Annotated in this window: 18 protein-coding genes; 12 read left to right on the forward strand and 6 right to left on the reverse strand. The window is 68.9% G+C overall.

The genetic code is table 11. From position 1 onward, the window contains the following. Nucleotides 1-95 precede the first annotated feature (95 nt). Both ACYQ5L_RS24140 and ACYQ5L_RS24145 read left to right on the forward strand, forming a co-directional pair. Nucleotides 96-3,023, forward strand: coding sequence for a helix-turn-helix transcriptional regulator (locus ACYQ5L_RS24140; RefSeq protein ID WP_459960426.1), 2,928 nt, complete (start codon nt 96-98; stop codon nt 3,021-3,023). 469 nt (nt 3,024-3,492) lie between these two features. After that, the gene (locus ACYQ5L_RS24145; RefSeq protein WP_459960428.1) at nt 3,493-4,581 is read left to right on the forward strand and encodes a cutinase family protein; all 1,089 of its coding nucleotides are present in this window, start codon (nt 3,493-3,495) and stop codon (nt 4,579-4,581) included. 133 nt (nt 4,582-4,714) lie between these two features. Here the strand turns inward: ACYQ5L_RS24145 and ACYQ5L_RS24150 are convergent, their stop codons facing one another. Beyond that, nucleotides 4,715-5,593 carry a hypothetical protein gene (locus tag ACYQ5L_RS24150; protein ID WP_459960430.1) on the reverse strand — a complete coding sequence of 293 codons (879 nt, stop codon included), beginning with the start codon at nt 5,591-5,593 and terminating at the stop codon, nt 4,715-4,717. A gap of 445 nt (nt 5,594-6,038) precedes the next feature. On the opposite strand from ACYQ5L_RS24150, the gene ACYQ5L_RS24155 reads away from it, so the two are divergent. From ACYQ5L_RS24155 to ACYQ5L_RS24185, 7 genes are read left to right on the forward strand one after another with little or no spacing between them, the layout of a single operon-like run. Then, nucleotides 6,039-7,310 (forward strand): hypothetical protein, encoded by a 1,272-nt coding sequence (locus ACYQ5L_RS24155; RefSeq protein WP_459960432.1) that lies wholly within the window; start codon nt 6,039-6,041, stop codon nt 7,308-7,310. Then, nucleotides 7,307-8,278: a glutamate ABC transporter substrate-binding protein gene (locus tag ACYQ5L_RS24160; RefSeq protein WP_459960434.1), complete on the forward strand. Its 972-nt coding sequence runs from the start codon at nt 7,307-7,309 to the stop codon at nt 8,276-8,278. Before ACYQ5L_RS24155 ends, ACYQ5L_RS24160 begins: the two co-directional genes overlap by 4 nt. Before the next feature lie 6 nt (nt 8,279-8,284). After that, nucleotides 8,285-9,466, forward strand: a complete 1,182-nt coding sequence (locus ACYQ5L_RS24165; RefSeq protein ID WP_459960436.1) for a hypothetical protein — start codon at nt 8,285-8,287, stop codon at nt 9,464-9,466. Beyond that, the gene (locus ACYQ5L_RS24170) at nt 9,463-11,805 is read left to right on the forward strand and encodes a serine/threonine-protein kinase (RefSeq protein ID WP_459960438.1); all 2,343 of its coding nucleotides are present in this window, start codon (nt 9,463-9,465) and stop codon (nt 11,803-11,805) included. Before ACYQ5L_RS24165 ends, ACYQ5L_RS24170 begins: the two co-directional genes overlap by 4 nt. Then, nucleotides 11,802-12,920: a phosphatase gene (locus ACYQ5L_RS24175; RefSeq protein ID WP_459960440.1), complete on the forward strand. Its 1,119-nt coding sequence runs from the start codon at nt 11,802-11,804 to the stop codon at nt 12,918-12,920. The genes ACYQ5L_RS24170 and ACYQ5L_RS24175 overlap by 4 nt, the downstream gene beginning before the upstream one ends. Continuing rightward, nucleotides 12,917-14,209 carry a VWA domain-containing protein gene (locus tag ACYQ5L_RS24180; RefSeq protein WP_459960442.1) on the forward strand — a complete coding sequence of 431 codons (1,293 nt, stop codon included), beginning with the start codon at nt 12,917-12,919 and terminating at the stop codon, nt 14,207-14,209. Before ACYQ5L_RS24175 ends, ACYQ5L_RS24180 begins: the two co-directional genes overlap by 4 nt. Then, nucleotides 14,209-14,907 (forward strand): FHA domain-containing protein, encoded by a 699-nt coding sequence (locus tag ACYQ5L_RS24185; protein WP_459960444.1) that lies wholly within the window; start codon nt 14,209-14,211, stop codon nt 14,905-14,907. The genes ACYQ5L_RS24180 and ACYQ5L_RS24185 overlap by 1 nt, the downstream gene beginning before the upstream one ends. Nucleotides 14,908-15,220: 313 nt before the next feature. Here ACYQ5L_RS24185 and ACYQ5L_RS24190 read toward each other — a convergent pair whose 3' ends face one another. Together ACYQ5L_RS24190 and ACYQ5L_RS24195 are read right to left on the reverse strand one after the other, a co-directional pair. Further along, nucleotides 15,221-17,596 (reverse strand): beta-glucosidase, encoded by a 2,376-nt coding sequence (locus ACYQ5L_RS24190; protein ID WP_459960446.1) that lies wholly within the window; start codon nt 17,594-17,596, stop codon nt 15,221-15,223. Further along, nucleotides 17,593-18,435, reverse strand: a complete 843-nt coding sequence (locus ACYQ5L_RS24195) for an alpha/beta fold hydrolase (RefSeq protein ID WP_459960448.1) — start codon at nt 18,433-18,435, stop codon at nt 17,593-17,595. Before ACYQ5L_RS24195 ends, ACYQ5L_RS24190 begins: the two co-directional genes overlap by 4 nt. A gap of 149 nt (nt 18,436-18,584) precedes the next feature. Here ACYQ5L_RS24195 and ACYQ5L_RS24200 point away from each other — a divergent pair, with 149 nt between their 5' ends. Continuing rightward, entirely contained in the window at nt 18,585-19,187 is a 603-nt protein-coding gene (locus ACYQ5L_RS24200; RefSeq protein ID WP_459960450.1) for a TetR/AcrR family transcriptional regulator, read from the forward strand. A gap of 19 nt (nt 19,188-19,206) precedes the next feature. Here ACYQ5L_RS24200 and ACYQ5L_RS24205 read toward each other — a convergent pair whose 3' ends face one another. The 3 genes from ACYQ5L_RS24205 to ACYQ5L_RS24215 are packed head-to-tail and all read right to left on the reverse strand — an operon-like array spanning nt 19,207 to nt 23,323. Then, nucleotides 19,207-21,195, reverse strand: a complete 1,989-nt coding sequence (locus tag ACYQ5L_RS24205) for an acetoacetate--CoA ligase (RefSeq protein WP_459960452.1) — start codon at nt 21,193-21,195, stop codon at nt 19,207-19,209. After that, a complete protein-coding gene (locus tag ACYQ5L_RS24210; RefSeq protein ID WP_459960453.1) occupies nt 21,192-21,950 on the reverse strand; it encodes a 3-hydroxybutyrate dehydrogenase in 759 nt (252 codons plus the stop codon). The genes ACYQ5L_RS24205 and ACYQ5L_RS24210 overlap by 4 nt, the downstream gene beginning before the upstream one ends. Then, nucleotides 21,947-23,323 (reverse strand): MFS transporter, encoded by a 1,377-nt coding sequence (locus tag ACYQ5L_RS24215; protein ID WP_459960454.1) that lies wholly within the window; start codon nt 23,321-23,323, stop codon nt 21,947-21,949. The genes ACYQ5L_RS24210 and ACYQ5L_RS24215 overlap by 4 nt, the downstream gene beginning before the upstream one ends. 137 nt (nt 23,324-23,460) lie before the next feature. Between ACYQ5L_RS24215 and ACYQ5L_RS24220 the strand changes: the two genes are divergently transcribed. Continuing rightward, nucleotides 23,461-24,387 carry a LysR family transcriptional regulator gene (locus ACYQ5L_RS24220; RefSeq protein WP_459960456.1) on the forward strand — a complete coding sequence of 309 codons (927 nt, stop codon included), beginning with the start codon at nt 23,461-23,463 and terminating at the stop codon, nt 24,385-24,387. Between the two features lie 76 nt (nt 24,388-24,463). Next, nucleotides 24,464-25,234 (forward strand): SDR family NAD(P)-dependent oxidoreductase, encoded by a 771-nt coding sequence (locus ACYQ5L_RS24225; RefSeq protein ID WP_459960458.1) that lies wholly within the window; start codon nt 24,464-24,466, stop codon nt 25,232-25,234. Nucleotides 25,235-25,236 lie beyond the last annotated feature (2 nt).

The following is a 25,236-nucleotide window of genomic DNA, read 5'->3' on the forward strand; positions in this document are numbered from 1 at the left end:
GATTCCGATAAAGAGGGGGTCGCCACATCACGAGGATTCGTTATTTCGCGCCGTGACTATCGCCTTTACGCGCCGCGCGGCATGATCGCCGAGTGATGAGTTCTCCTGTCAGCAGCACCCTGGTCGGCCGGGCCGGTGACGTGTCCGCGCTCCTGGACGCCCTCGGTGACGCCGGCGAACACACGGTGCTGATCTCCGGGGAAGCCGGTCTCGGCAAATCCCGTCTGGTCGACGAGTTCACCCGGCGGCTGGACCCGAACACCCTGGTCCTGGTCGGCCGGTGCCCGGAACTGGGCACGGACGGCATGGCATTCGCGCCGTTCACCGCGCTCCTGCGCGGCATTGCGCGGCAGCTCGGCGTTGCGGCGCTGGCCGAGCTGCTGCCACCGCGCCCCGCACTCGCGCATTGGCTGCCCGCGCTGGCGGTCCACACCGGCGCGGCCGCGCCCGGCGCGGACCGGATCCGGCTGTTCGGCGAATTCCTCACCGTGCTGGAGCAATTGGCCACGACTCGCCCGCTCGTGCTGGTCCTCGAAGACCTGCACTGGGCCGACGACGCCAGCCGCGACCTGCTGGCCTTCCTCGTCACCAACCTCGCCGACGGCGACGCCCTGCTGGTCGGCACCTACCGCCCCGGCGACGCGGGCCCGCTGCGCGGCCTGCTCGCCGAACTCCGCCGCAACCCGGGCGTGCGCACCCTGGATCTGCGGCCCCTGACCCGCCACGAGGTCGGCCGCCAACTCGCGGCGCTGCTGGGCCGTGAACCCGAATCCACGCTGATCACCCGGGTTTTCGAGCGCAGCGGCGGCAACCCGCTGTTCGTCGAGGCCCTCGGCCTGTCGCCGGAGGAGATCCCGGTCGGGCTGACCGACCTCCTGCTGAGCTTCCAATCCGGTCTGTCGGCCGATGCCCGGGCGGTCCTGCGCGCGGCGACGGTTATCGGCTCGACCGTGCGGCACGAACTGCTGGCCGCGACGGTGGAACTGGCCGCCGACCAGCTGCACACGGCCCTGCGCGAACTGGTCGAGCGGCGCCTGATCCTGCCCACCGACACCGGATACGAGTTCCGCCACGCGCTGATCCGGCAAGCGGGATATGACGACCTGCTCCCCGCAGAGCGAACAGGCTTGCACGCCCGCGTGGTGCGGGCGCTACGCGCGAGCGACCAGACCCTGCCGCAAGGTAACGCGGAACGCCACGCTTCGGAGCTGGCTCATCATGCCGCCGCGGCAGGCGATTTCGAGCAGGCTCTCATCTCCTCCCGGCAAGCCGCAGCGGCAGCCGCGACACACGCGGAACGGCTGCGCCAGCTCGAACGAGTTCACGACTACTGGGACAAGGTCCCGCATGCGGCCGAACTGCTGAGCGCCACGAAATTGGATGTCCTGGAAGGGATTGTCGAGGCAGCCCTCGATAGCGGTGCGACCGAGCGCGGGATCGCCGCGGCAGATGCCGCCCTCGCCCGCCTAGACGACGGTGGTTTCAGCGCGCCCGCCCGTACCGGGGATTCCACGCGGGCACTCGGCACCCCCGCTGGCGTTGGCATTGATCCGGCGCGGGTGGCGCGGCTGTACCGGTGGCGGGCCGGATTGCGCGGCCTGGCCGGTGCTGGGCCCGGGGCTGATCTGGATCGGGCGCTGGAGCTGTTGGCGGGTGAGCCGGCGAGTGCCGAACGGGCCGAAGTGCTGACCCAGGTGGCGATCAGCCGGATATTCAGCGGGGACGACGCGGGCGGCGGCGCGGCTGCCGGGAGTGCGCTGGAGATCGCGCGGGAATTCGGCGCGGCGAAGCTGGTAGCGCGGTGCCATGCGTTCCTGGGGTTGGCCTCCGCCTCCGCCGTGCAGGCCGAGGTCACGGCAGGGCATTTCGCGGCGGCACGGGAGGTCGCCGAATCTCTCGGGGATCCGCAGGTGCTGGTCGAGGTGGCGACCTGGGAGTCGGCGGTGCTGGTGGCGGCGGGGCGGTACCGCGAGGCCATTGCCGTGATTCAGGGCGGACTGCGGGCGGCGCACACCGGATTCCGGTTCACCGAATCGGCGCCGATTCTGCTGGTGAAATGGGCGCAGGCGCTGACGGCGCTGGGACGCTGGGGCGAGGTGCGGGGGTTGGTGGACGAGGCCGATTTCGAGCGGATGCCGTCGTTGAGCCGGGCGGCCTTGCTGTTGACCTACGCGAGAATCGCACTTGCCCAAGGGGATACGAGCACCGCGCGAGCCGACGCGGGTACGGCGGAACAGCTCCTGGGAACATCGGGCTGGGCCGGTGCGTATCGGTTGCAACTGCACTGGTTGCGCGGACTACTGGCCCTCGAACAGGGGAATCCGGACGCGGCCGCGGTACTGCTCACCGACCTCTGCGCCGAGAACTCCACGACCGCACTGTTTTCCGCGTACCCCAGCGAGACATGGCCCTTGGTGGACCTGGCGCAGCGCGTGCCCGGGGCCCCCGCCGAGCTGCGCGGGTTGGCCGCCTCGCTTCCCACGGCCACCGCGGTCGATGCCGCGCACCATGCGGTGTACACCGCCCGCGCCACCGGGTCGGCGGCGCTCTGGGAACGCGCCGCACTGGCGTGGCGGGCACTCGAACAGCCCTACGAGGAGGCCGAGACCCTGCTCGCGGCCGCGGAAGCCCATGTGTCCGAGGGGAATCGGAATGCGGCGACAGCCGCGATGAGAACTGTCGTCGAGTCCGCCGCCAAGCTGGGCGCAGCACCCCTCGCGACGGCTGCCGAACAGATGGCGAAGCGAGCGCGACTTCCGATCGGCGCGGCGACCGAGACACCGGCAGGCAACGCGACCCCGAGTGCACGCCAATCAGACACGGGGCGCCACGGTCTCACTCCTCGTGAGCTCGATGTACTCCGCTTGGTGGCCAAAGGCATGAGCAATCGCGCACTGGCGGCCGAGTTGTTCATCAGCGCGAATACCGCCGGCGTGCATGTCTCGCGCATCCTCACGAAGCTGGGCGTCGCCAGCCGCACCGAAGCCGCAGCATTCGCCCACGCGCACAACCTATTCGAATGAGAACGCTCGGCCACGCGCCCGGTCCGGAGAGAACAACGCGGAGTCGGCACCGCCGAACCAGCGTCGCAGTGCCACTAAACGAGGAAGAGCAAGAACCCGAAGAAGCCCACCCCCACACACAGCGTGACCAGCAACACAACACAGACGAGCACCGCGCACCACATGAGCACCAGCACGGACCGAGCCGTCCGACGCACTGGTGCTCGAACCCCACCCGCTTCTCCAGCGGAACCCCTCGCCGCAACTGCCGACAGCCAACTCTCGATCATGGTGTCGGACAGTAACCACCAACTGTGGCGGCCTGGCGGTCATCGTGTGGAGATCCTGTGTCCGGCCAAGATCCGTTACCGCCGCATCCCGCGGAAGGCCCTGCGGCACAAGAACCTTCGCTACTACCTGCGTCTCATCCAGCTCAGTCGAAGGTGAAGGTCCGGATCGGCCGAACGGTCATAGCGTGAGTTGTCGCCGAGTGCTGCGCAACCACCGACGAAAACGTCTCGATCTGCTCGCAGGACGCGGACACACCACCGACTGCCATCTCCAATGCTCTCTTTCCGAATACATTGCGTTGGCTGAACGGTTGGGATACCGAGGTGCCCTCCACAAGCACATCCGGCAACCTGCCCATCAGATCGGGGTCGAAGAAGTTCTTGACCTCGTTCCACAACAAATCCGTCAACCTGCACACAACCTTCCCGGAACGACTGCGAATCCCCGTTCGAGCAATGACCCTGAATGCGCCAGGACCGGCACACGACCGAATACTCGCTCATGCCGCTTACGGGTCGGCTCGGACCGGTCGATGGCTGGTGATGTGGCCGGTCGGCGCAATACATTGGGGTGCATGGGCGAACGAACTCGAATTCTGCTGTGCTCGACCGTGATCGGTGTTGCGGCGCTGGCGCTGCCGGGGCTTCCGGCTGCGGCCGACGAGCTCTCCAGCGGTCCCGGCGGCTGTGCGGAGGTTCGGGTTGTCAGTGTTCGTGGGACGCTCGAACCGCAGATCGGCAGTTTGCTGTTGACTCCGTTGGCCGAACGGATCGCGCGGGAATCCGTTCGCAGCACCACGGTGACCGAGCTCGAGTATCCCGCCTCGATGGCGCAGGACAGCGCTGTGCGTGGCGTCGAGAATCTGACGGCATTGGTGAATGCGGCTGCGGTCGAATGCCCGGATCAGCGGGTTGTGCTGCTCGGCTACTCTCAGGGCGCCCGCGTTATCGGCAATACGCTGCGCGCACGAACCGCGTTGAGTGACCGGGCCGCCGGGCAGATCGAGGCAATCGCGGTGTTCGGCAGTCCGCTGTTCAACGGGGCGGAGCCGTTCAATCGCGGCAGCTATGACCCCGCGCTGTCGGGCACTGCCGCGCTTCCCGTTGGCGCTCTCGGTGAATTCACCGACCGCGTGCGGTCCTACTGTGCTGCCACCGACCGCGTCTGTCAGGGTGGCGATCCCGCCGCCGGATTCGCGAACGCTTTGAGCCCCGGGCACTTCGCGTACTTCGGCAACGGGTATCGGGAGCAGGCGGCGGCGTTCGTCCACGAGCGACTCCACTCGTGATCGTCCCACTCGCTCCCGGGTCAGGGCCTGGTACGACTCACCGGAACACCGCGCCGCTCGCGAGGTCCGGGGTCACCGTGCGGCTGGTGTTTGCCGAAGGGGTGTGAGCGGCTCGAACGCGCTGGGGCGGTGGCTACTTCGCGGGATTGATGGTGTCGCCGTCCCAGCTGAGGTCCGCGTCCTCGGCGATCTCGAAGGACTCGAAACGATGGTCGGCCAGAACCGCGGCGATCAGGCCGCGGGAGCCGGCGACGATCGTGGAGTCGAAGTCGATCTCGCTGGCCACGACCCATGCGTGGTCGGCGGGCCAGAGTAGTTGGGGCGTCACGCCCGGGAAGTCGGCCGTCCAGCCCAGGCCCGCCGCATACACCCAGGTGGGGTCGGCGAGTTCGGAGAGGGCGGTGTCGAACAAGATGAAGTCGCGTCCTGGCCACCGCAGGAAAGGTCCGGCCACGACCGCGCGTCCGACCTCCGGCGTGACGGCGGCGGCCAGTTCGGCGTCGATTCGAGCGCGCTCGCGCTCGATATCGTGCGGATCGCCGTCGGTGGACACGATCAAGACCGCATCCGCGGAAGTGTTCAGCTCGCCGAATCCGTTCCACACTCCGGCCGTCACCTCTTCCGGCGTCTCGGTGGCGGCGCGCAGGTGGACGGTGAGCGCGGCCAGCAGGCTCGGGTCGAACCACCCCTCGGCGGTCTGGCCGACTGCCCAGCCGTCGCCGAACGACATGGCGGCCTCGGCCTCACCGTCGGTGAGGTTGCGCCACTGGACCAGCGGATGCATCACTCTGCCAGTGCGCGCGGCGACCTCGGCCCACGGCCACATCGCCTCCGCCACGATCGCGGGCCCGCCCCACTCGTCGGTGACCGTGGCGTCGCGGCGGGTCGCCTCGACCGGGTGCAGGATCCGCGCATAAGCCTCGAAGCCGGTACCGGCGATGCCGCCGACTCCGTCCTCGCCGACGCGCGCCAGCAGCCACCCGCCGCGCTCGACATCCGTTGTGATCTCCACCCGGCCAGCCTAGTGAGCAACGCCCGGCGGACAGCTCTGTCGCCGCCTCCGCACCAGCGCGCTCGGAACACTCTCATTCCCACTCGTAGAACGGGATCCGCCCTCATGGCCTACACCTGGCCGCGAGGACGACTCTCGTGCTGATCGACCCGCAGCCACCGCACAGGTCCTGAACGAGCTCTCGGCTATACCGGTGTCCGCCTGAGGCTCACCGGTTTCGGCGAACCATGCTCGCTGATCCCGATCCGCGAACCAACCCCGGCAATTGAGTTTTTCCGCTTCGTCCTTTCGATTACATTTGGTGAAATTTCTGCCCGCCGTGTTAACGAAACACGAGATTCACCAACCAAATCCAACTGGTCGGATCGTGATCGACACAACGGGAGGGCTACCGTACGATCGCCGTACGGGGAGCAGAGCAGCCGGTCGAAACGGGGGAAACGGTGTGAGCAATCGGCTACCGGCGGCCCTCCGCGACGCAGCGGAGTGGGTGCGCCGTTTCGCGCGGACGGCGCCGGGCACAATCGGCGCGGTGGGCGCGGGATTGGCCATTCTGTGTTTGATCGCGGGCCTGGTGAGCGCGAGTCAGCTCAGCGCCAAGATGACCCAGCGCGATACCGTCCTCGCCAATACCGAGCCGCTGGCCAATGCGTCGCAGCGTTTGTACGTGGCCCTGTCGTCGGCCGATGCGGCGGCCTCCTCGGCATTCCTGTCCGGCGGCATCGAATCCGCGGACGTGCGTTCGCGATACCGGCAGGCGCTGGCCGATGCGGCCGCCGCCCTCGCCGAGGCCACCACCGGCGCCTCCGATCAGGAGACGCGGGTCGTGGTGGCGCGCATCTCCGCCGAACTGCCCACCTACACCGGTCTGGTCGAATCGGCCCGCGCCAACAACCGGCAGGGCTTGCCGGTCGGGTCCGCGTACCTGCGGCAGGCCTCGGATCTCATGCAGAATTCCCTGCTGCGCGATGCCGAGCTGCTGGAGCAGAACCGGCTCGCCCACCTGCACGCCGAACAGGACGGTATCGCCTCGCTGCCCTGGCTCAGCGTCACGCTGCTGATCGCGGTGCTACTGGCCTGCGCGCTGGGATCGCTGATGTTGTTGCGCCGCACCAATCGCCGCGTGAATCTCGGCGTGGCCGCGGCCGCCGGCGCGGCGGTGCTGCTGCTGTTGTGGATCGGCGTGGCCACCATTGCCGCGTCCACCGCCATCGACGGCGGCCCGCAGGGCGCGACGGCGCGATTCGAAACCCTGGTCAAGGTCCGCATCCTCGCCCAGCAGGCCCGCACCGAGGAGACCATGCTGCTGGTCACTCGCGGCGATCTCGACGAGAGCGAGGGCCGGTTCGCCACGCGCAGTACCGAATTGCGCGATCATCTGCTTTCCGTGGTCGGCTCGGACGCTCCCGCCACGCAGGCGTACGCGAGCTGGCAGGATGGGCATCGCGAGCAGATCGAGGCCTATCGGGGCAATGACTACCGCGGCGCGGTGGACCAGGCGATCGGCACCGGCGTGGACGACACCGCCACCCGGTTCGCCGCACTGGACGTCGCGCTGCGCGACGAATTGGCCCGCACCCGTGCGGAATTGCGCGACGACGTGGACGCGGCGGGCGATGCGCTCATGCTGAGCCCGCTGGTGGCCCTGGTCCTGCTGGTGGGCGCCGCCGGCGCGGTCGGCGTCGGAGTGTGGCCGCGGTTGAAGGAGTTCCTGTGAGCGCGCGGATTCGGCTGATGGTGCTGGCGGCGGTGGCCGGATTGGCCGCGGCCTGCGGCGGGGAGGCGCCGGAGTCGGCGCCCATGGAGCTGACCGTCACCAATCTGCTGCCGCAGGGCGCCACCGAGATCACCAGTGCGCCCGGCGAACGCGGCGGCCTCACCTGCGACGAGACCGCGAGCCTGCGCCCGGGCGCGCAGCCCCGTCCGGGAACCATGCCGGCCGGATCGACCATGGCGACCATTGTGGCGAACGGCAAACTCCGCGTCGGGGTGGACCAGAATCAGTATCTGTTCGGCTACCGGAATCCGGCCACCGGCCGCATCGAGGGCTTCGATATCGATATCGCCCGCGAGATCGCCCGCGATCTGTTCGGCGATCCGGACAGGATCGAGCTGCATCCCATCCAGTCCGCGGATCGCATTCCGTCACTGGTGAACAATGAAGTCGACATCGTGGTGCAGAACTTCTCGGCGACCTGCGAGCGCCGCCGCGATATCGAGTTCTCCACCACGTATTTCGAGTCGGATCAGCGCATTCTGGTGACCAAGGGCTCCGGTATCGCATCCGCGGCGGATCTGGCCGGCAAACGCGCCTGCGCGGTATTCCGCACCACTACCCTCGACGCGATTTTCGCGCTCCCGCAACGGCCCGCCATCATCGGCATGAACAACTGGCTCGATTGCCTGACCGCCATGCAGCAGGGTTTGGTGGACGCCGTCAGTACCGATCTGCCGATCCTCTACGGCCTGGCCGCGCAGGATCCGAATCTGGAGGTGGTGGGCACCGCGCTGGCCAAGGACCACTACGCGGTCGGCGTACAGCAGCAGGCCAAGGATATGGTGCGCTTCGTCAATGGCGTGCTGGACCGGATCCGCACCGACGGCACCTGGCAGCGGATCTACAACGACCGCCTCAGCGTGCTGGGCCCCGCACCGAATCCACCCGCTCCCCGGTATTTCGAGTGAGCCGGCATGGACGGGAATTCGGGGCACATTCTCACCCTCGCCGAAATCGACCGGGAGATCGAGGCCCGGGAGCGCGATATCGCCGCCATCGCCGCGACGCTGGTCGATCTGGACAAGCATCCCGGGCTGGTGCAGTTGCGCAGTTTCCCGCCGATCGGCGTCACCGAGGAACGCTGGGCTCCGGCGCGGTCGGCGCTGGAATCGATGTGGGAGGACTTCGGGCGGCTGCGCACGATTCTGGATCGGGCGCACGAAATGCGGAAGCGGCGGCGGCTGGACGCCTTGGATCGGGAGGAGTTGACGGGGTTGCTGCGAGGCCGTCCTTTGGAGGTGGCGCGCACTACGATTCCGCTGGCGCAGCGTTCGCTGATGGGCCCGCGGCAGCACGTGGAGTATGTGGGGTTCGCGGAAATGGTGGAGCGCATGCACGCCGCTTTCCCTCCTATCGCCAAGGTGCTCGACGAGGTGGCCACGGTGAATCGCCGCGTCATGTCCGAACTGCAGCCCATGCGAACCGAACTCGAACGGCCGGGCACCGGGATTCCGCAATTGCGCGCGCTCGCGGAGGATATCGACGCGCTCATCCGCCAGTCGGCCATCGATCCGCTCTCCTTGCGGAACGACGAAATCGACCGGCGGATAGCCGAGTTGGCCGCCCGCATGACCGCAGCCGCGACGCTGCGCACGGAATTGTCGGCACTGGCCGCGGATTGGAGCGGCGCCATCGACGGGCTGCGCGCCCGGGTGGAGATATTGCGCCGGACCTATGAGCGCGCCGATCACGCTCGGGTGGAGGTCGAGCGCACGGTGCTGGCCGGTCCGCTCCCCCGCCACGCCGATGACAGCACACTCTTCGGCGCGGAACTGACCGCGCTGCAAGCCAATTCCCCGGCGCCGGCCGCCCTGCTGGATCTGCGGCGGCGGGTCGAGGACGCCCTCGCCGCCGCGCAGCACAACGAGGAACTCGCCCAGGGGCTGCTGGACCGGCGCATGGAACTGCGCGGCCGGCTGTCCGCCTACCGGGCCAAGGCGGCGCGGCTGGGCGTCGGCGAGGATCGCGATGTGCAGGCCACCTACCGGATCGCCGCCGGCCTGCTGACCCGCCAACCCTGCGACCTGGCGGCGGTGACCCGGGCCGTGACCGACTATCGGCAGCTCATCGCGCAACGATCGGGGAGGCGACCATGAACTGCACCGAAACCGCCGGTTGCACCGGAACCATTGCGGCGGACGGATATTGCGACACCTGCGGGGCCAAGGCCACCGCGCCCGATCCCGCGGCGCAGTCGCCGGGAGCATCGGCGGCGCGGTCGCCGGGCAGCGCGGCGGCACGGTCAGCGGGCAGCGCGGCGGCGCAGGCTTCGGGCGCGGCGCAGTCCTCGGCCACCGTGTCGGGGGCGGTGTCGCGGGGCAGTGCGGCCCGCACCACCATTCGGTCGGGGCGGACCGGGCGCGGGGTATCCAGCGGACCCACGCGCGGGCACCTGGGCGCCGGCCTGGTCAAGGTACCGCCGGTGGCTCCGATACACGCGTCGGCCGCCGTGATGGCCGACCCGAAAGTGCCCGAGCACCAGCGCTTCTGCAGCAAGTGCGACCGGCCGGTCGGCCGCAGCCGCGGCGATCAGCCGGGGCGGTCCGAAGGCTTCTGCGGGCACTGCGGGACGCGGTTCTCCTTCGCCCCCAAGCTGTCTCGCGGCGATATGGTCGGGCAGTACGAGGTCCTGGGCGCACTGGCGCACGGCGGACTCGGCTGGCTGTACCTGGCGATCGACCACAAGGTCAGCTCCCGGCCGGTGGTGCTCAAGGGCCTGCTCAACTCCGAGGATCCGGATGCCATGCGGGCGGCGGTGGCGGAGCGGCAATTCCTCGCCGAACTCGATCACCCGAATATCGTCGACATCCACAATTTCGCCGAGGAAATCGGGCCGGACGGACAACCGGTCGGCTACATCGTCATGGAGTACGTCGGCGGCACCTCGCTCAAGCAACTGCTGCGGCGGCGGCGCGAACAGCACGGCGAGTATCTGCCACCGGCGCAGGCCATCGCCTTCATGCTGGAGATGATGCCGGCGCTGGGCTATCTGCACATGCGCGGCCTGGCCTACTGCGATTTCAAGCCCGACAACGTGATGCAGACCGAGGAGCAGCTCAAGCTGATCGACCTCGGCGCGGTCATCCGCATGGACGATCAGCACAGCGCCATCTACGGAACTCCCGGATATCAAGCGCCGGAGATCGCCGAGACCGGGCCGACGGTCGCCTCCGAGGTGTACACCGTCGGCCGCACGCTCGCGGTCCTGATGATGCGGATCCCCATCGAGCACGGCCGGCTGGGACCGCTGCCCGGCCCGGATGCCGAACCGCTGCTGGCCCGGCACGAATCGCTGTACCGATTCCTGGTGCGCGCCACCGATCCCGACCCCGACGCCCGGTTCGGGTCGATGGACGAGATGGCCGATCAGCTCACCGGAGTGCTGCGGGAGGTGCTGGCCGCCGAGGACGGAAACCCCCGCGCCGGGCTGTCCACCCGCTTCGGCCCGCCGCGCGCGGTCTTCGGCGCGGGCGCCGAGCTGCCCGATGATCCCGGCAAAGCCATCGCCGCACTACCGGTTCCGCAGGTCGACCTGACCGACAGCGGCGCCGCCCTGCTGGCCAGCAGCAGCGCGGTCACCCCGGAGGAGCTGGAACGCGAGATCGACGGCATGCGCGCGGTGGCCACCGATTCGCAGGACTCGGTCGAGATCCCGCTGCGATTGATCCGCGCCGCACTGGAATCCGGCGATGCCGGCGAGGCGCTGCGCCGCCTCGACGAGGTGGGCGATGCGCTGGACGGCGACTGGCGATTGACCTGGTTCCGCGGGCAGGCCCGGCTGCTCCAGCGGGATTGGGCCGCCGCGCACGAGGAATTCGACGCGCTGTACACGGCGCTGCCCGGCGAGCACGCGCCGAAGCTCGCCCTGGCCGTGACATCGGAGTTCATGTTGCGCGACGGCCGCGCACCCGATCCGGAGCAGGTGCGCGAACGCGCGGTGCGGTACTACGAGGCGGTGTGGCGCACCGACCGCACCTATCCCGCAGCCGCTTTCGGCGCCGCCCGGCTGCGGCGGACCGCCGGCGATCGCCACGGCGCGGTCGCGGTGCTGGATCAGGTGGACGCGAGTTCGGCGGTGCACACCGAGGCCGGTGTGCTCGCCGTGGACATCCTGCTGGATGTGCAGCGCTCCGGTGAGCTCACCGAGAGCCTGCTGCGCGATGCCGGCCGGCGAATCGGAAACCTCACCATCGATTCCAAACGCCGTGCGGCGCTGGCCCAGATGCACGTGCTGGATGCGGCACTGCAGTGGCTGCGCCTCGGGCGGGTGCCCGCCGAGCAGGCCCCGCTCTTGAATGTGACGCTCGATCAACAAGGGGTGCGAACCGGTTTGGAACGGTGTTATCGGGTTTTGGCCCGGGAGGCGGACGATATGTGGGAGCGCATCGCGCTCGTGGAGCAGGCGAACGCGGTTCGCCCGAGGACCACACTGTGACCGCGCGCTGCCCGGCCTGCGGCACGTTCGCGGCGGAGACCGACAGGTTCTGCGAGGCCTGCGGACGGCAGCTCGGGGGGCGGGTGGCCCTGCCGCCCAATGGGAATGGGCCGTCCGGCGCGGGTGCGGCCCGGCCGGGCGATGACGGGGCGCTGCCGAGCACGACCGTGCAACCCCATACCGGGACGACGCTGTCCTACGACACGCAGCCGCTGATGGTCTGCGAGAACTGCGGTGGGCGGCGATTCACCACCGACGGGTATTGCGATCAGTGCGGGCAGCTGGGGCCGCAGCGCGATCGATTCGAGGCCGATCTGGCGACCGTATCGCTGATCACCGACCGCGGAATCGCGCACGCGCACAATGAGGATGCCGTCGCGGCGGCGATTCTGGCCAGCACCTCCCCCGGCACGCCGCCGACGACCGTGATCGCCGTCTGCGACGGGGTGTCCACCTCCGAGGACCCGCAGGCGGCCTCGGGCGCGGCCGTGCGCTCCGGGGTGGACGCGTGCCTGGCCGCGCTGGTCACCGCCGCGCCCGCCGAGACGAGCGTGCTGGCCGGGCTCAATGCCGCCGCGCAGGCCGTGCGCGATATCGGCACCCCCGACGGCCGATCGCCGTCGTGCACCTACGTCTCGGCCGTGGTGCAGTTCGACAATGCCGGCGGCGCGCACATCACCGTCGCGAATGTCGGTGACAGCCGAGCCTATTGGCTTCAGCCGGGCCCCGACGGCTCCCGTCGCCTCACCGCCGACGATTCCCTGGCGCAGGCGCTCGTCGACAGCGGCGCCATGGACGAGGCCGCGTCCATGAACACCCCGCACGCCCACGTGCTCACCCGCTGGCTCGGCGCGGACGGCCACTCCCAGCCGTGGTCGGCCAGTTGCGTGCGCACCCTGCACACCCGCGAGCCCGGCGTGCTGCTGCTGTGCACCGACGGCCTGTGGAACTACCTGCCCGATGCGACGGCGCTGGCGCGCATAGCGACCGCGTCCGCACCGCTGGCGGCGGCCCGCGCGCTGGTCGATTACGCGCTGCTGGCCGGGGGCAAGGACAACATCACCGTCGCACTCGTTCCGATTTCATTCTCCGCGCCCGAAGGAGACGCACCGTGAGTTCCGCTGTAGACAACGCCATCTCGGTTTTCATCGACCAGAACGAGTACCTGGCGGAGGGGGTGCGTACGGTCGACGCCATCATCACCGTGGAGACGCCCGCCGATATGGTGGTCGCCGCACCGGCCAAGGAACGCGTCGAGATCCTGATCATCGACTGCTCGGGATCCATGGGCAACAACAACAAACTCGAGCACGCGCGCCGGGCGGCCACGGCGGCGCTGGACGTGCTGCCCGACGGCACCCGGTTCACCATCATCGAGGGCACCGATCAGGCCGAGGTGGTCTTCCCGAGGGACAGCGCGACGGCCGTCATGAACAGGCAGAGCCGTTCCGCAGCGCAGCACGCACTGAAAAAGCTGCACGCGCACGGGGGCACGGCCATGGGCACCTGGCTTGGGCTGTCGCGCATGGTCGCCGAACACCATCCGGATGCCATGGTGCACGCGATCCTGCTGACCGACGGCAAGAACGAGCACGAGACCGTCGAGCGGCTGACTGCGGAGATCAAAGCATCCGAGGGGGTCTTCACGTGCGACTGCCGTGGGATCGGAACCGATTGGCATGTTGCGGACCTGCGTGCGATCGCACTAGCGCTGCACGGTACTGCGGATATCGCCACGACACCGGAGGAACTGGCCGCAGAGTTCGCCGCAATGGTGGAAATGTCGATGGCCAAGACGATTCCAGAGCTGACGCTACGAGTCTGGTCTCCGGCCGGGGCCACCGTGCGGTTCATCAAGCAGGTCGCGCCGCAGATCGAGGATTTGACCGGACGCCGTACCGATGTGGCTCCGCTGAACGGTGAGTATCCGCTGGGCGCTTGGGGTGCGGAGGAACGGGACTACCACATTCAGATCGATGTGGAACCCGCCGACGCCGGACGCGAAAAGCTTGCCGCCCGCATCAGCGTGCTCGCCGACGGCGCGATTGTCGGGCAGGGTCTGGTGCGGGCGGTCTGGACCACCGACACCGATCTCTCCGCCCGGATCAGCCGCCGGGTCGCGCACTACACCGGGCAGGCCGAACTCGCCCAGGCCGTGCAGGAGGGACTGGCCGCTCGCAAACAGGGTGATCTGACCACCGCCACAGCCAAATTGCAGCGCGCGGTAGAGCTGGCGAACGAATCCGGAAACGAGGCCACCGCGAAACTGCTGGCCACCGTCGTCGATGTGGACGAGCGCACCGGTACCGCCCGGTTGCGTACCGAGATCGACGATATGGACGAGCGCGCGCTCGATATGCGGTCGGTGCTGACGGCCCGGGTGCGCAAGGAGGACGGTGCGTAATGGCGATCTGTCCCGAGGGACATGATTCAGCGGCGGTCGATTACTGCGATACCTGCGGGCTACCGATCGAAGAAGGCGGAGGCGGCGGGACTCCGGCCGCCGCGGCCGTCGCCCCGGCCTGTCCCGCCTGCGGTGCGCCCTCGGAGAGTCGCTTCTGCGAGAACTGCGGCTGGGATCGTGACCTGGCCGCACCGCCGCCGATCGAACAGAACTCCGGAATCAGTGGTGATACCACGATTGTCGGCGGGGACACGGGCGCGTGGACCGGCATCGGCTCCGGCTCCGGGCCGCTGGTCTGGGTCGCGACCATCAGCGCCGATCGCGACCACTACGAACGGATGATCGCGATGAAAGGCCCGGACAAGGACCGGGTCGAGTTCCCCGATTACTATCCGGATCGCCGAATTCCCTTGAGCGGTCCCACCGTACTGATCGGAAAACGCAGTGCCTCGCAAGGCATCCATCCGGAGATCGACCTATCGATCGCACCCGCCGACATCGCGGTCTCGCGCTCACACGCCATCCTGCACATCAATGACAACACCCTCACCGTCACGGATCTGGGTTCCACGAACGGCACCTGCGTCAACGACAGCTCGAAGCCCATCCCCCGCCACACACCCATGGATCTGCGCCCGGGCGACCGCATTCACGTGGGCGGCTGGACCACCATCACGCTTACCGCCGAACCGCGGTAGCCGAATCCAGCACCCGCCGCGAGCGGGGACCACGGCGAGCGCACCCCGCACCAACAGCAGACCGCCGACCAGGAAGAGCGGCGTGAATCCGGCGAGGCCGACGACCGTGTAGGCGACGAACGGCGCCACGACGTGCGATGCGGCGTTGGCGATATGCAGCACGCCCATATCGCGGGCGGCATCCGTGGGCGACGGTCCCATGCGGCCACGTCGACGGCGTTGCGTCATCACGAGATCGGCGTGCATGCCCCCTTCGGCCGCTGCGCAACCGACGGCTTTCCGGGCTCGCACGCGGCGAGCCCGGAAGTGCGGATCAGCTGATTTCGGTTGTGAGGGGCAGGTTCGCGACCGAAGTGCCGACGTGCAGGGTGAAGGGGCCGGGTTCGACGGCCCAGCCTTTCTCCGTCCAGTGTTCGAACGAGCGGAGTGGCAATTCGATGGTGGCCGTGACGGATTCGCCGGGTGCGGCTTCGACGAGGGCGAAGCCGGACAGCCAGCGGGCCGGTCGGTCGACGGTGCTGTGCGCGCGGGACAGGTAGGCCTGGACGACCTGGCGGCCGGTGCGGTCACCGGTATTGCGGACGGTGACGGTGGCGGTGCGGCCCGAGACCGCGAGGTCCGTCAGCTCCCAGGTGGTGTAGCCGAGGCCGTGGCCGAAGGGGTAGGCCGGGGCCACACCGGAGTTCAACCAGGCGCGGTAGCCGATGTGGATGCCCTCGTCGTAGGGCAGGGTGTTGTCGGGGTTGGGCTTGGTGTTCAGAACCGGAACGTCGGCCATGACCTTGGGCCAGGTGGTGGGCAGGCGGCCGCCGGGTTCGGTTGCGCCGGTGAGCACATCGGCCAGGGCGGCGCCGAATTCCTGGCCGGGGAACCAGGCCAGCAGGACCGCGGCGACGTCGTCGCGCCACGGCATTTCCACGGGGGCTCCGGCATTCACGACCACGACGGTGCGCGGGTTGACGGCGGCGACGGCCGCGACCAGCTCGTTCTGGCGGCCGGGCAGGTCCAGTGTCTTGCGGTCGTAGCCTTCGGATTCGATCTGCTCGGTGGTGCCGACCACGACGACGGCCACATCGGAGCTGCGCGCCAATTCCACCGCGGCGGCGAACTCCTCGTCCGCGGACCGGCGGGGCCGCCCGATGGCGAAGGTGAGCGCCAGGGCGGGCATACCGCCGGCGAGCTCGAGCCGGATGCGGACGTCGACCTCGTCGCCCTCGGCGAGGGTGCGGCTCACGAAGCGCTGCGGCGGGTTGAGCAGCATCTCGACCGGATCGGTGCCGTCTGGCAGCACACTGTCCTCGAGCACCGTGTCGTCGTCGAGCGTCAGGCTCAGGTTGCCGACTCCGGCGAAGCCGATGCGCCATTCCCCGGCGGCATCGGCGCGCAGCCGGCCGGTGATCTCGATGGCCTTGGCCCGCATGGCATTCGGGTTGCCGAAAAGCATGAGGTTGCCCGCGGCGCGATGCTCGGTGGCGAGCACGGCATCACCGTCGAAGTAGCGCAGGCACACGCCTTCGACGCCGGTTTCCGGATCGGTGACCAGGGACAGCGGCACCGGGATCAGGTGCTCGCTCAGGTACACGCCGGGCGTGTAGGTCACCGGCAGTACCGCGGACAGCCCCTCCAGCGGTGAGCTGGTGTGCGACGGGATGACCGTGGCGCTGCCACCGCCGCCGAAGCGGGGTTCGCCCGCGGCCGAGCCGAGCAGGGCCACCCGGGCGGGCGCGCCCAGCGGCAGCGTGCCGTCATTGGCGGCCAGCACCATGGCCTTGGCGGCGGCCTCGCGCACCAGCTGCCGCGCGGTGTCGTCGGTGAAAGCCGGTGTGGCCGCGGGTGTTCCGTTCAACGCCCCGACGCGCTCGGCGAAGCGCAGGATGCGCCGCACCTTGTCGTCGATGGCGGATTCGGGCACCTCACCCTTGCGTACGGCTTCCTCGAGCGCTTCGCCCCACAGCGGCCACGGTCCGGGCATGGCGAGGTCGTTGCCCTTGGCCGCGCCGAGGGTGGAGCGCACCGCGGTCCAGTCCGAGACGACGACGCCGTCGAAGCCCCACTCCCCCTTCAGCGGTTCGTCGAGCAGGTCGTTCTCGGTCATGGTGACGCCGTCGACCGAGTTGTAGGCCGACATGATCATCCACGCCCCGGCCCGCACCGACCGCTCGAACGGATACAGGTACAGCTCGCGCAGCGTGCGCTCGGAGGCGATGACGTCGGCGGTGAAGCGCTCGGTTTCGGAGTCGTTGGCCACGTAGTGCTTCGGGCACGCGCTCACCCCGTGCGACTGCACGGCCCGCACATAGGCGTCGGCGATCTCGGCGGTGAGCATCGGATCCTCGGAATAGCATTCGAAATGCCTTCCGCCGAGCGGAGATCGGTGCAGATTGATGGTCGGTCCGAGCACGGCGTACACATTCTTGCGCCGGGCCTCGGCGGCGATGAGCCCACCGATCGCGGTGATCAGCTCCCGGTCCCAGGTGGCGGCCAGCGCGGTGCCCGAGGGCAGGCTCACCGACGGATCCCGCTCGTCCCACAGTTCGCCGCGCACCCCCGACGGTCCGTCCGAGACCGGCATTTCCGCCAGCCCGATGGTCGGATCGCCCGCGAACCGGAACATGCCGGCCCCGGACACGAGCCGGATCTTGGCGGGCAGGTCGAGCTTGCCGAGCAGATCTTCGATGTGGTCGTTCATGCCGTTTCCTCCCAGAATTTCACCAGGTCCGCGCACACCTGCGCGGGAACGTCCTCGTTCGGCAGGTGCCCGACGCCGTGGTAGACGGCCGTCTCGGCGCCCAGCTGCGCGGCGAAGCCCTCGTGCACGCGGGGCGCCCACAGGTCATTGGTGTCGCCGTAGGCGACCAGGATCGGCACCCCGGCGTCGCGCAGCACGGCCGGATCGGCCACCGGCGGCACCTCCATCACCTTCAGGATGCCGAGGATATTGGCCTTCTTGGTGGCCAGGATGCGATTGTGCAGGAACTCCAGGCGCTCCGGGGCCGGGGCATTTCCCGAGTCGAACATGGCGGTGCTCATCTGCTGCCAGATCGCCTCCTGCCCACCGGCTTCCACGAACTGGGCGACCAGCTGCGGCGGCGGGAACTCGATGTCCTCGATCGAGGAGGGACCGGAGGCGAGCAGAGTGAAGCTGCGCACGCGGTGCGGTACGGCGATGACCACGACGCGCGAGACGTAGCCTCCGAAGGAGTGCCCGACCAGATGGACGGGCTCGTTCGGCGACACCTGGTCCAGGACGCGGATCAGATCGCCGGTGAAGTCGTCCATGGTGTAGCCGGAGATATCGTCCGGGCCGTCGGACTGCCACTGCCCGCGCTGGTCGTAGGCGACGGCGCGATAGCCGTCCTGCGCCAGCAGCGGCAGCATGGCCTCGAAGTCCTCCTTGGACCCGGTGAATCCCGGCACCAGCACGACCGTGCCGCGCACCTCGACCCCCGCGGGCGGCCGCGCCTCCCAGGCCGCGAGTGTTCCGGCTCCGCCGCGCAGCGTCAGCGGGGTGATGGGTGCCTGGCTCATCGGGATCCCTTCCTCGTACGTCCCTGTACGCCTGGCACGAGTGTGCCAGTGGAGCTCCCAGTTTACCGAGTGGTCACTCGGTACTGTTATTCTTTCGTTACCATTGCAGATTTCCGCAGGTCAAGGAGAGCGCACTACTGTCCACAATCATGACGCCGCACCCCCAACGCCGGAGACGGGGCGACGACCGCCGCGAGCAGATCATCGACGAGGCGCTGAAGACCTTCGCCGACAACGGGTACCGCAGCGCCTCCATCGCGGAGATCGCCGAACGCTGCGGGCTCTCCCAACCCGGTCTGCTGCACTACTTTCCGAACAAGGCCGCCCTGCTGTCGGCGGTGCTGGACTACCGCGACCGGCTGGATTACACCCGGCTCGGCTTCGATCAGGACCTGCGCGGCACCGCCCTGCTGGAGCGGCTGATCCAACTGGTCGAGCACAATATGCACGTGCCGGGACTGGTGCGGCTGTTCACCGTGGTCACCAGCGAGGCGGTCACCGCCGACCATCCGGCGCACGAGTGGGTGGTCGGCCGCTACCGGAATTTGCAGGCCCACTTCGTCAAAGCCCTCGAGGCCGGCATCGCCGACGGCGAATTCCGGTCCGATATCGATACCCGGGCCATTGCCCGGCAGATCGTCGCCATGATGGACGGCCTGCAGCTGCAATGGCTGCTCGATCCGGACGGCGTCGATATGGGCGTGCTGTTCCGCGAATTCATCGAGGAGCTCAGCGCGCACATTGCGCGCTGAGCTCCTCGGAAGGCACCGATTACCGCCGGTGAGAGGCGTACCAGGCCAGCAACTCCGGATCGTCGACCGAACTGGGATCCACCACCCGGCCCGGATCGGCCCCTTGCAGAATGCGTTTCAAGGGAACCTCGAGCTTCTTGCCGGTGCGGGTGTGCGGAATCCCGGGGGCTCGCAGGATTTCATCGGGGACGTGCCGGGGCGACACCTCCTCGCGAACCGCGGTCGCGATGCGCCGCTTCAGATCCTCGGTCAGCTCGTGCCCGTCGGCGAGATCGACGAACAGCGGCATCCAATAGTCGCCGTCCTCCCCTTCGATGCCCAGCACCAGGGCCTCGGCGATCTCGGGGAGAGCTTCCACGGCCTGATAGATGTCGGCGCTGCCCATGCGAATGCCATTGCGGTTCAAGGTGGAATCGGAACGGCCGTGCACGATGACGCTGCCGTGACCGGTCAGGGTGATCCAGTCACCGTGCCGCCAGACTCCGGGGAACATGTCGAAATAGGCGTCGCGGTAGCGGGTCCCGTCCGGATCGTTCCAGAAGGCCACGGGCATGGACGGCATCGGCTTGGTGATGACGAGCTCGCCCACCTCACCGCGCACCGGATTGCCCGCACCGTCCCAGGCATCCAGGGCCACACCGAGATACGGGGCGGACAGCTCGCCGGGCCAGACCGGCACCGTCGGTGCGCCGCCGATGAACGCCGAGACCACATCGGTGCCACCGCTGATGGAGGCGACGGGGATGATGTCGCCGACAGTGTCGCGCAGCCACAGCGATGACGTGGCGGGCAGGGCCGAGCCGGTGATGCCGATCAGGCGCAGGGCGGTGAGTTCGTGATCGCGGGCGGGCACCGCGCCCGCCTTCTCACAGGCCAGCACGTAGCCGGGGCTGGTGCCCAGTACGGTGGCCCGGGTGCGGGCGGCCATCTCCCACAGCGCATCCGGGGACGGATGGGCCGGGCTGCCGTCGTAGCAGACGATGGTGGCGCCCACGAGCAGGCCCGCGACCTGGAAGTTCCACATCATCCAGCTGGGGCTGGTGTACCAGAAGAAGGTGTCACCGGGCCCCATATCGGACTGGAGCGCAATGGCTTTCAGGTGCTCCAGCAGCACGCCGCCGTGACCGTGGACGATACCCTTGGGCTTGCCGGTGGTGCCCGAGGAGTAGAGCACCCACAACGGGTGATCGAAAGCCACCGGGGTGGTCTCCAGCACCGCCCGCGAGATCTCCGCGCCGCGAACGTCTTCCGTCCGCTCCAGTGTCGCCTCGTCCCAGTCGAGCGCGCCCGGCACCTCGTGCCCGAGCGCGGACACCGCGACAGTGGCGCGCAGGCTGGGCAGACCCGCGCGCAGCGCCCGGATCTCGGTGCGCTTGTCATGGGCCTTACCGCCGTAGCGGTAGCCGTCGGCGGTGATCAGCACCGCCGGTTCCAGCTGCCCGAGCCGGTCCAGGGCAGCCTTGGCGGTGTAGTCCTGGCCGCACGCGCTCCAGATCGCCCCGAGCGAGGCGGTCGCCAGGAAGGCGATCACCGCCTCGGGGATATTGGGCAGATACCCGACCACCCGATCACCCGGCCGCACACCCAGCTCACGCAACGTACGGGCGAGTGCCGCGGTGCGGGAGAGCATTTCGGTCCAGGACAGCTCCCGCGCGGGCAGCCCCTCGCTCAGCGCGATGATCGCGGGGCGATCCGCGCGCGCCTGCCGGGCGACCTGATCGACATAGTTCAGCGTGACGCCCGGGCACCAGCGCGCACCGGGCATCGAGTCCTCGGCGAGCATGGGCTCGGGTGTCTCGCCGAGCTCGAAGTACTCCCACACCGCACGCCAGAACCCGGCCACGTCGTCGACCGACCACTGCCACAGTTCCCGATAGTCACCGGCCCGCACGCCGTAGCGCTGTGCGGCGAAGCCCGCGAAATCGGTGATGCGGGCCGCGGCGATGTCCTCCGCGTCCGGAACCCATTGCGGTGTATTCGTTTCCGGCGCCGTGGTGTCGAGGCTCATCGGGCGCTCCATCCGCCGTCCATGGTGTAGGACGCACCGGTCACCATGCGGGCGGCATCCGAGGCCAGCCAGGCGACCAGCGAGGCGACCTCCTCCGGTTCGACGAGACGCTGGATGGCATTGTCGGTCAGCATGATCCGCTCCACCACCTCCTGCTCGTCGATGCCGTGCGCCTTGGCCTGGTCGGCGATCTGCTTGTCCACCAGCGGCGTCCGCACATAGCCCGGATTGACGCAGTTGCTGGTCACCCCGTGCGGGCCGCCCTCCAGCGCGGTGACCTTGGACAGTCCCTCCAGCGCGTGCTTGGCGGTCACGTACGCGGATTTGAAGGCCGAAGCCCGAATCCCGTGCACCGACGAGACATTCACGATGCGGCCGTGGCCGCGCTCGTACATGTGCGGCAGAGCCGCGCGAATGAGCAGGAACGGGGCCTCCACCATGAGCGCGAGCATGCCGCGGAACCGCTCGGGCGGGAAATCGGCAATGGGACTGACGTTCTGCACGCCGGCATTGTTGACCAGGATGTCGACCTCGAGCCGGAGCTCCTCCAGCGCCGCGACATCGTGCAGATCCACTTCCCAGGCCTGCCCGCCGATCTCGGCCGCCACCGCCTTGGCCCCGAGGCCGTCGATATCAGCGACGGTGACGGCGACGCCGCGCGCGGCCAGTTCCCGGGCGCAGGCCGCGCCGATACCGCTCGCTCCGCCGGTGACCAGGGCGCTGCGCCCGGCTAGGCCATCGGTTCCGCTCGTCATACCTTCAGTCCCTTTCCCGCCTCCGCGGCAACGGCTTCCGCGTCGGCGCGATCGATTGCCTGCAGATCCATGCCCTTGGTCTCGCGGGCGAACACCACCGCGACCACGGTGATGGCGCACGCGATGGCCAGGTACAGCGCGATGGGCACCGACGAGTCGTAGGTGTCCAGCAGTCGCACCGCGATGATCGGCGCGAGCGATCCGGCGGCAATGGAGGTCACCTGATAGCCGAGGGACACACCGGAATACCGCATCCGGGTCGGGAACATCTCGGCCATGATGGCGGGCTGGCCGGCGTACATGAAACCGTGGAACACCAGGCCGATGATGATGGCGGACAGGATGACGAGGTGCTCGCCGCTGTCCATCATCGGGAAGGCGAAGAAGCCCCAGGTTCCGGTCATCACCGCGCCGATCAGGTACACCGTCCGCCGCCCGAGCCGGTCGCTGAGCCGTCCGGCCAGCGGGATCACCGCGAAATGCACCGCGTGCGCGCCCAGCAGCCACCACAGGATGTGCTTGGTATCGGCCCCGACGTGCACCTTCAGGTAGGTGATGGAGAAGGTGACCATCAGGTAGTAGGAGATGTTCTCGCCGAACCGCAGGCCCATGGCGGTGAAAACGCCACGCGGATAACGCTTCAGCACCTCGACGGCGCTGAACGAGGCCGCCTTCTCCTGCTCGGCCAGCTGCTGGGCGGCGACGAAGATGGGCGCGTCGGTGATCTTGGTGCGAATGTAGTAGCCGACCAGCACGACCACCGCCGACAGCCAGAAGGCCACCCGCCAACCCCAGGACAGGAAGGCCGCGTCCGACAGCGTGGAGGTCAGCGTCAGCAGGACGACGGTCGCGAGCATATTGCCCAGCGGCACCGCAGCCTGCGGCCACGACGACCAGAATGCCCGGCTCCTGCTGGGGCTGTGCTCGGCCACCAGCAGCACCGCGCCGCCCCATTCCCCGCCGACCGCGAAACCCTGGATGAACCGCAGCGCCACCAGCAGCGCCGGCGCCCAATAGCCCACCTGCGCGAAGGTCGGCAGACAGCCCATCAGGAAGGTCGCCGCGCCGACGAGCACCAGGCTCAACTGCAGCAGCTGCTTGCGCCCGTACCTGTCGCCGAAGTGACCGAAGACGATGCCGCCCAGCGGCCGCGCCGCGAAGCCCACCGCATAGGTCACGAACGCCGCCAGGATGGCGTCCAGATCGCTGGTCCCCTTGGCGAAGAACACCTTGTTGAACACCAGCGTGGCCGCCGTGCCGTACAGGAAGAACTCGTACCACTCGACGACGGTCCCCGCCATCGACGCGGCCACCACCCGGCGGAGTCCGGACAGCCCGGCCCCCTCCCGCGGCTCCGATACCCGGACGCTCATGCGCGACTCCTCACACTCGGGCCGCACCACCCCTCATCTGTGATGCGGCCCACAAACTTGATCGCTACAGAGTATTCGTGCACATTGATTTGCCCGCAATGGCCAGATTCGCAGCATGTATCTGCAAATATGCACACATGAGCGTGAGCCCCACCACTCCCCGCCCGAATCCGGACGACCTGCTGGTCCTGCTGGCCGTCGGCCGCTCCGGCCGCTACGTTTCGGCAGCCGAGGAACTGGGCCTCAACCACACCACCATCTCCCGCCGCATCGCCGCGCTCGAGCAGGCCCTGGGCGGCCGGGTGCTCACCCGCGGCGCCGGCGGCTGGGAACTCACCGACCGCGGCCGGGACGCCCTCGCCGCCGCCGAGACCATCGAATCGGCGGTCCGCTCACTGACTTCCGGCTCCGCAGGCGCGACCCTGCTGGAAGGCGTGGTCCGCATGTCGGCCACCGACGGCTTCAGCGCCTATCTCGCCGCACCCGCCGTCGCCACCGTGCAGCGCACCCATCCCAAGATCTCGGTGGAGATCGTCGCCGCCACCCGCCGCGCCTCACCGCAACGCTCCAGCCTCGACATCGAAGTAGTGGTGGGCAAACCGCAGGTCCGCCGGGCCGAGGCCATCGCGCTGGGCGATTACACCCTGGCGTTGTATACCGCCCGGTCCTACCTCGCGACCCACGACGCCCCCACCTCCGTCGCCGATCTGGCGCACCATCCCTTCGTCTACTTCATCGACAGCATGCTCCAGGTCGACGACCTGGACCTGGCATCGTCGTTCGCCATCGCCATGCGCCAATCCATCTCGTCCACAAACGTTTTCGTTCACGTCGAAGCGACCCGCGCCGCCGCCGGGATCGGCCTGCTGCCCTGTTTCATGGCCGACCGGCACCCGGATCTGGTGCGGATCCTGCCCGACCAGGTCGCCATCCGGCTCACCTACTGGCTCGTCACGCGCGCGGAAACGCTGCGCCGCCCGGAGGTCGCCGCCGTCGTCACCGCCCTGCGCGATCAGGTCGCCGCCTGCCGCACACAACTGCTGGGCACGCCGCCGCCCGCCTGATCTCCGACCAAGCAGTTGCTTGTTTTCTCGGATCGGGCTACTAATGGAAGGCCATCAGCAGCGACGAAGGAAGTAGATGAACGACTTCGGCCATCGCCCGGGGGCCGCCTTGGTGCTCGGCGCCAGCGGCGGCCTGGGACGCGCCACCGCGCGGATGCTCCTGCGCCGCGGCAGCCGAGTCGCGCTGAGCTACTTCCGCTCCCCCGAGCCGCTCGAACCACTGCTCGCCGAGGCCGAGGCGCTCGGCCGCACCGCCCGGAGCTGGCAACTCGACCTCTCGGATGCGACCCGGACCGCGGAGGTCACCGCCGCGGCGGCCGCCGCATTCGGCGGCATCCATACTCTCGTCTACGCCGCGGGACCGCACATCCCCATGCGGCATCTGAGCCGAATCACCCCGGGCGACTTCCGATCCCAGGTGCTCGCCGATGCGGTGGGGTTCTTCAACGCGGCTCACGCCGCCATCCCGCATCTGCGCGCCACGGCCGGCAATATCGTCGCCATCACCACCGCGGCCACCACCCGGTTCCCCATCCGCGACGGGCTGTCGAGCTCGCCGAAAGCCGCGGTGGAGGCCCTGATTCGCGGTATCGCCGCCGAAGAGGGCCGCTTCGGCATCCGCGCCAATTGCGTCGGCCCGGGCATGACCATCGACGGCATGGCCGAGCGCCTCATCGCCTCCGGTGAGCTCGACGCGCATGCCCTCGACGTCACCCGGGGCAATATCCCGCTCCGCACCTTCGGCGATGCCGAGGACATCGCCGAGGCCGTCTGCTTCCTGGCCTCCGACCGCGCGGATTTCATCAGCGGGCAGAAGCTCGATGTCGACGGCGGTTACGGCGTGTGAGA

The sequence above is a fragment of the Nocardia sp. IFM 10818 genome (assembly GCF_054655275.1).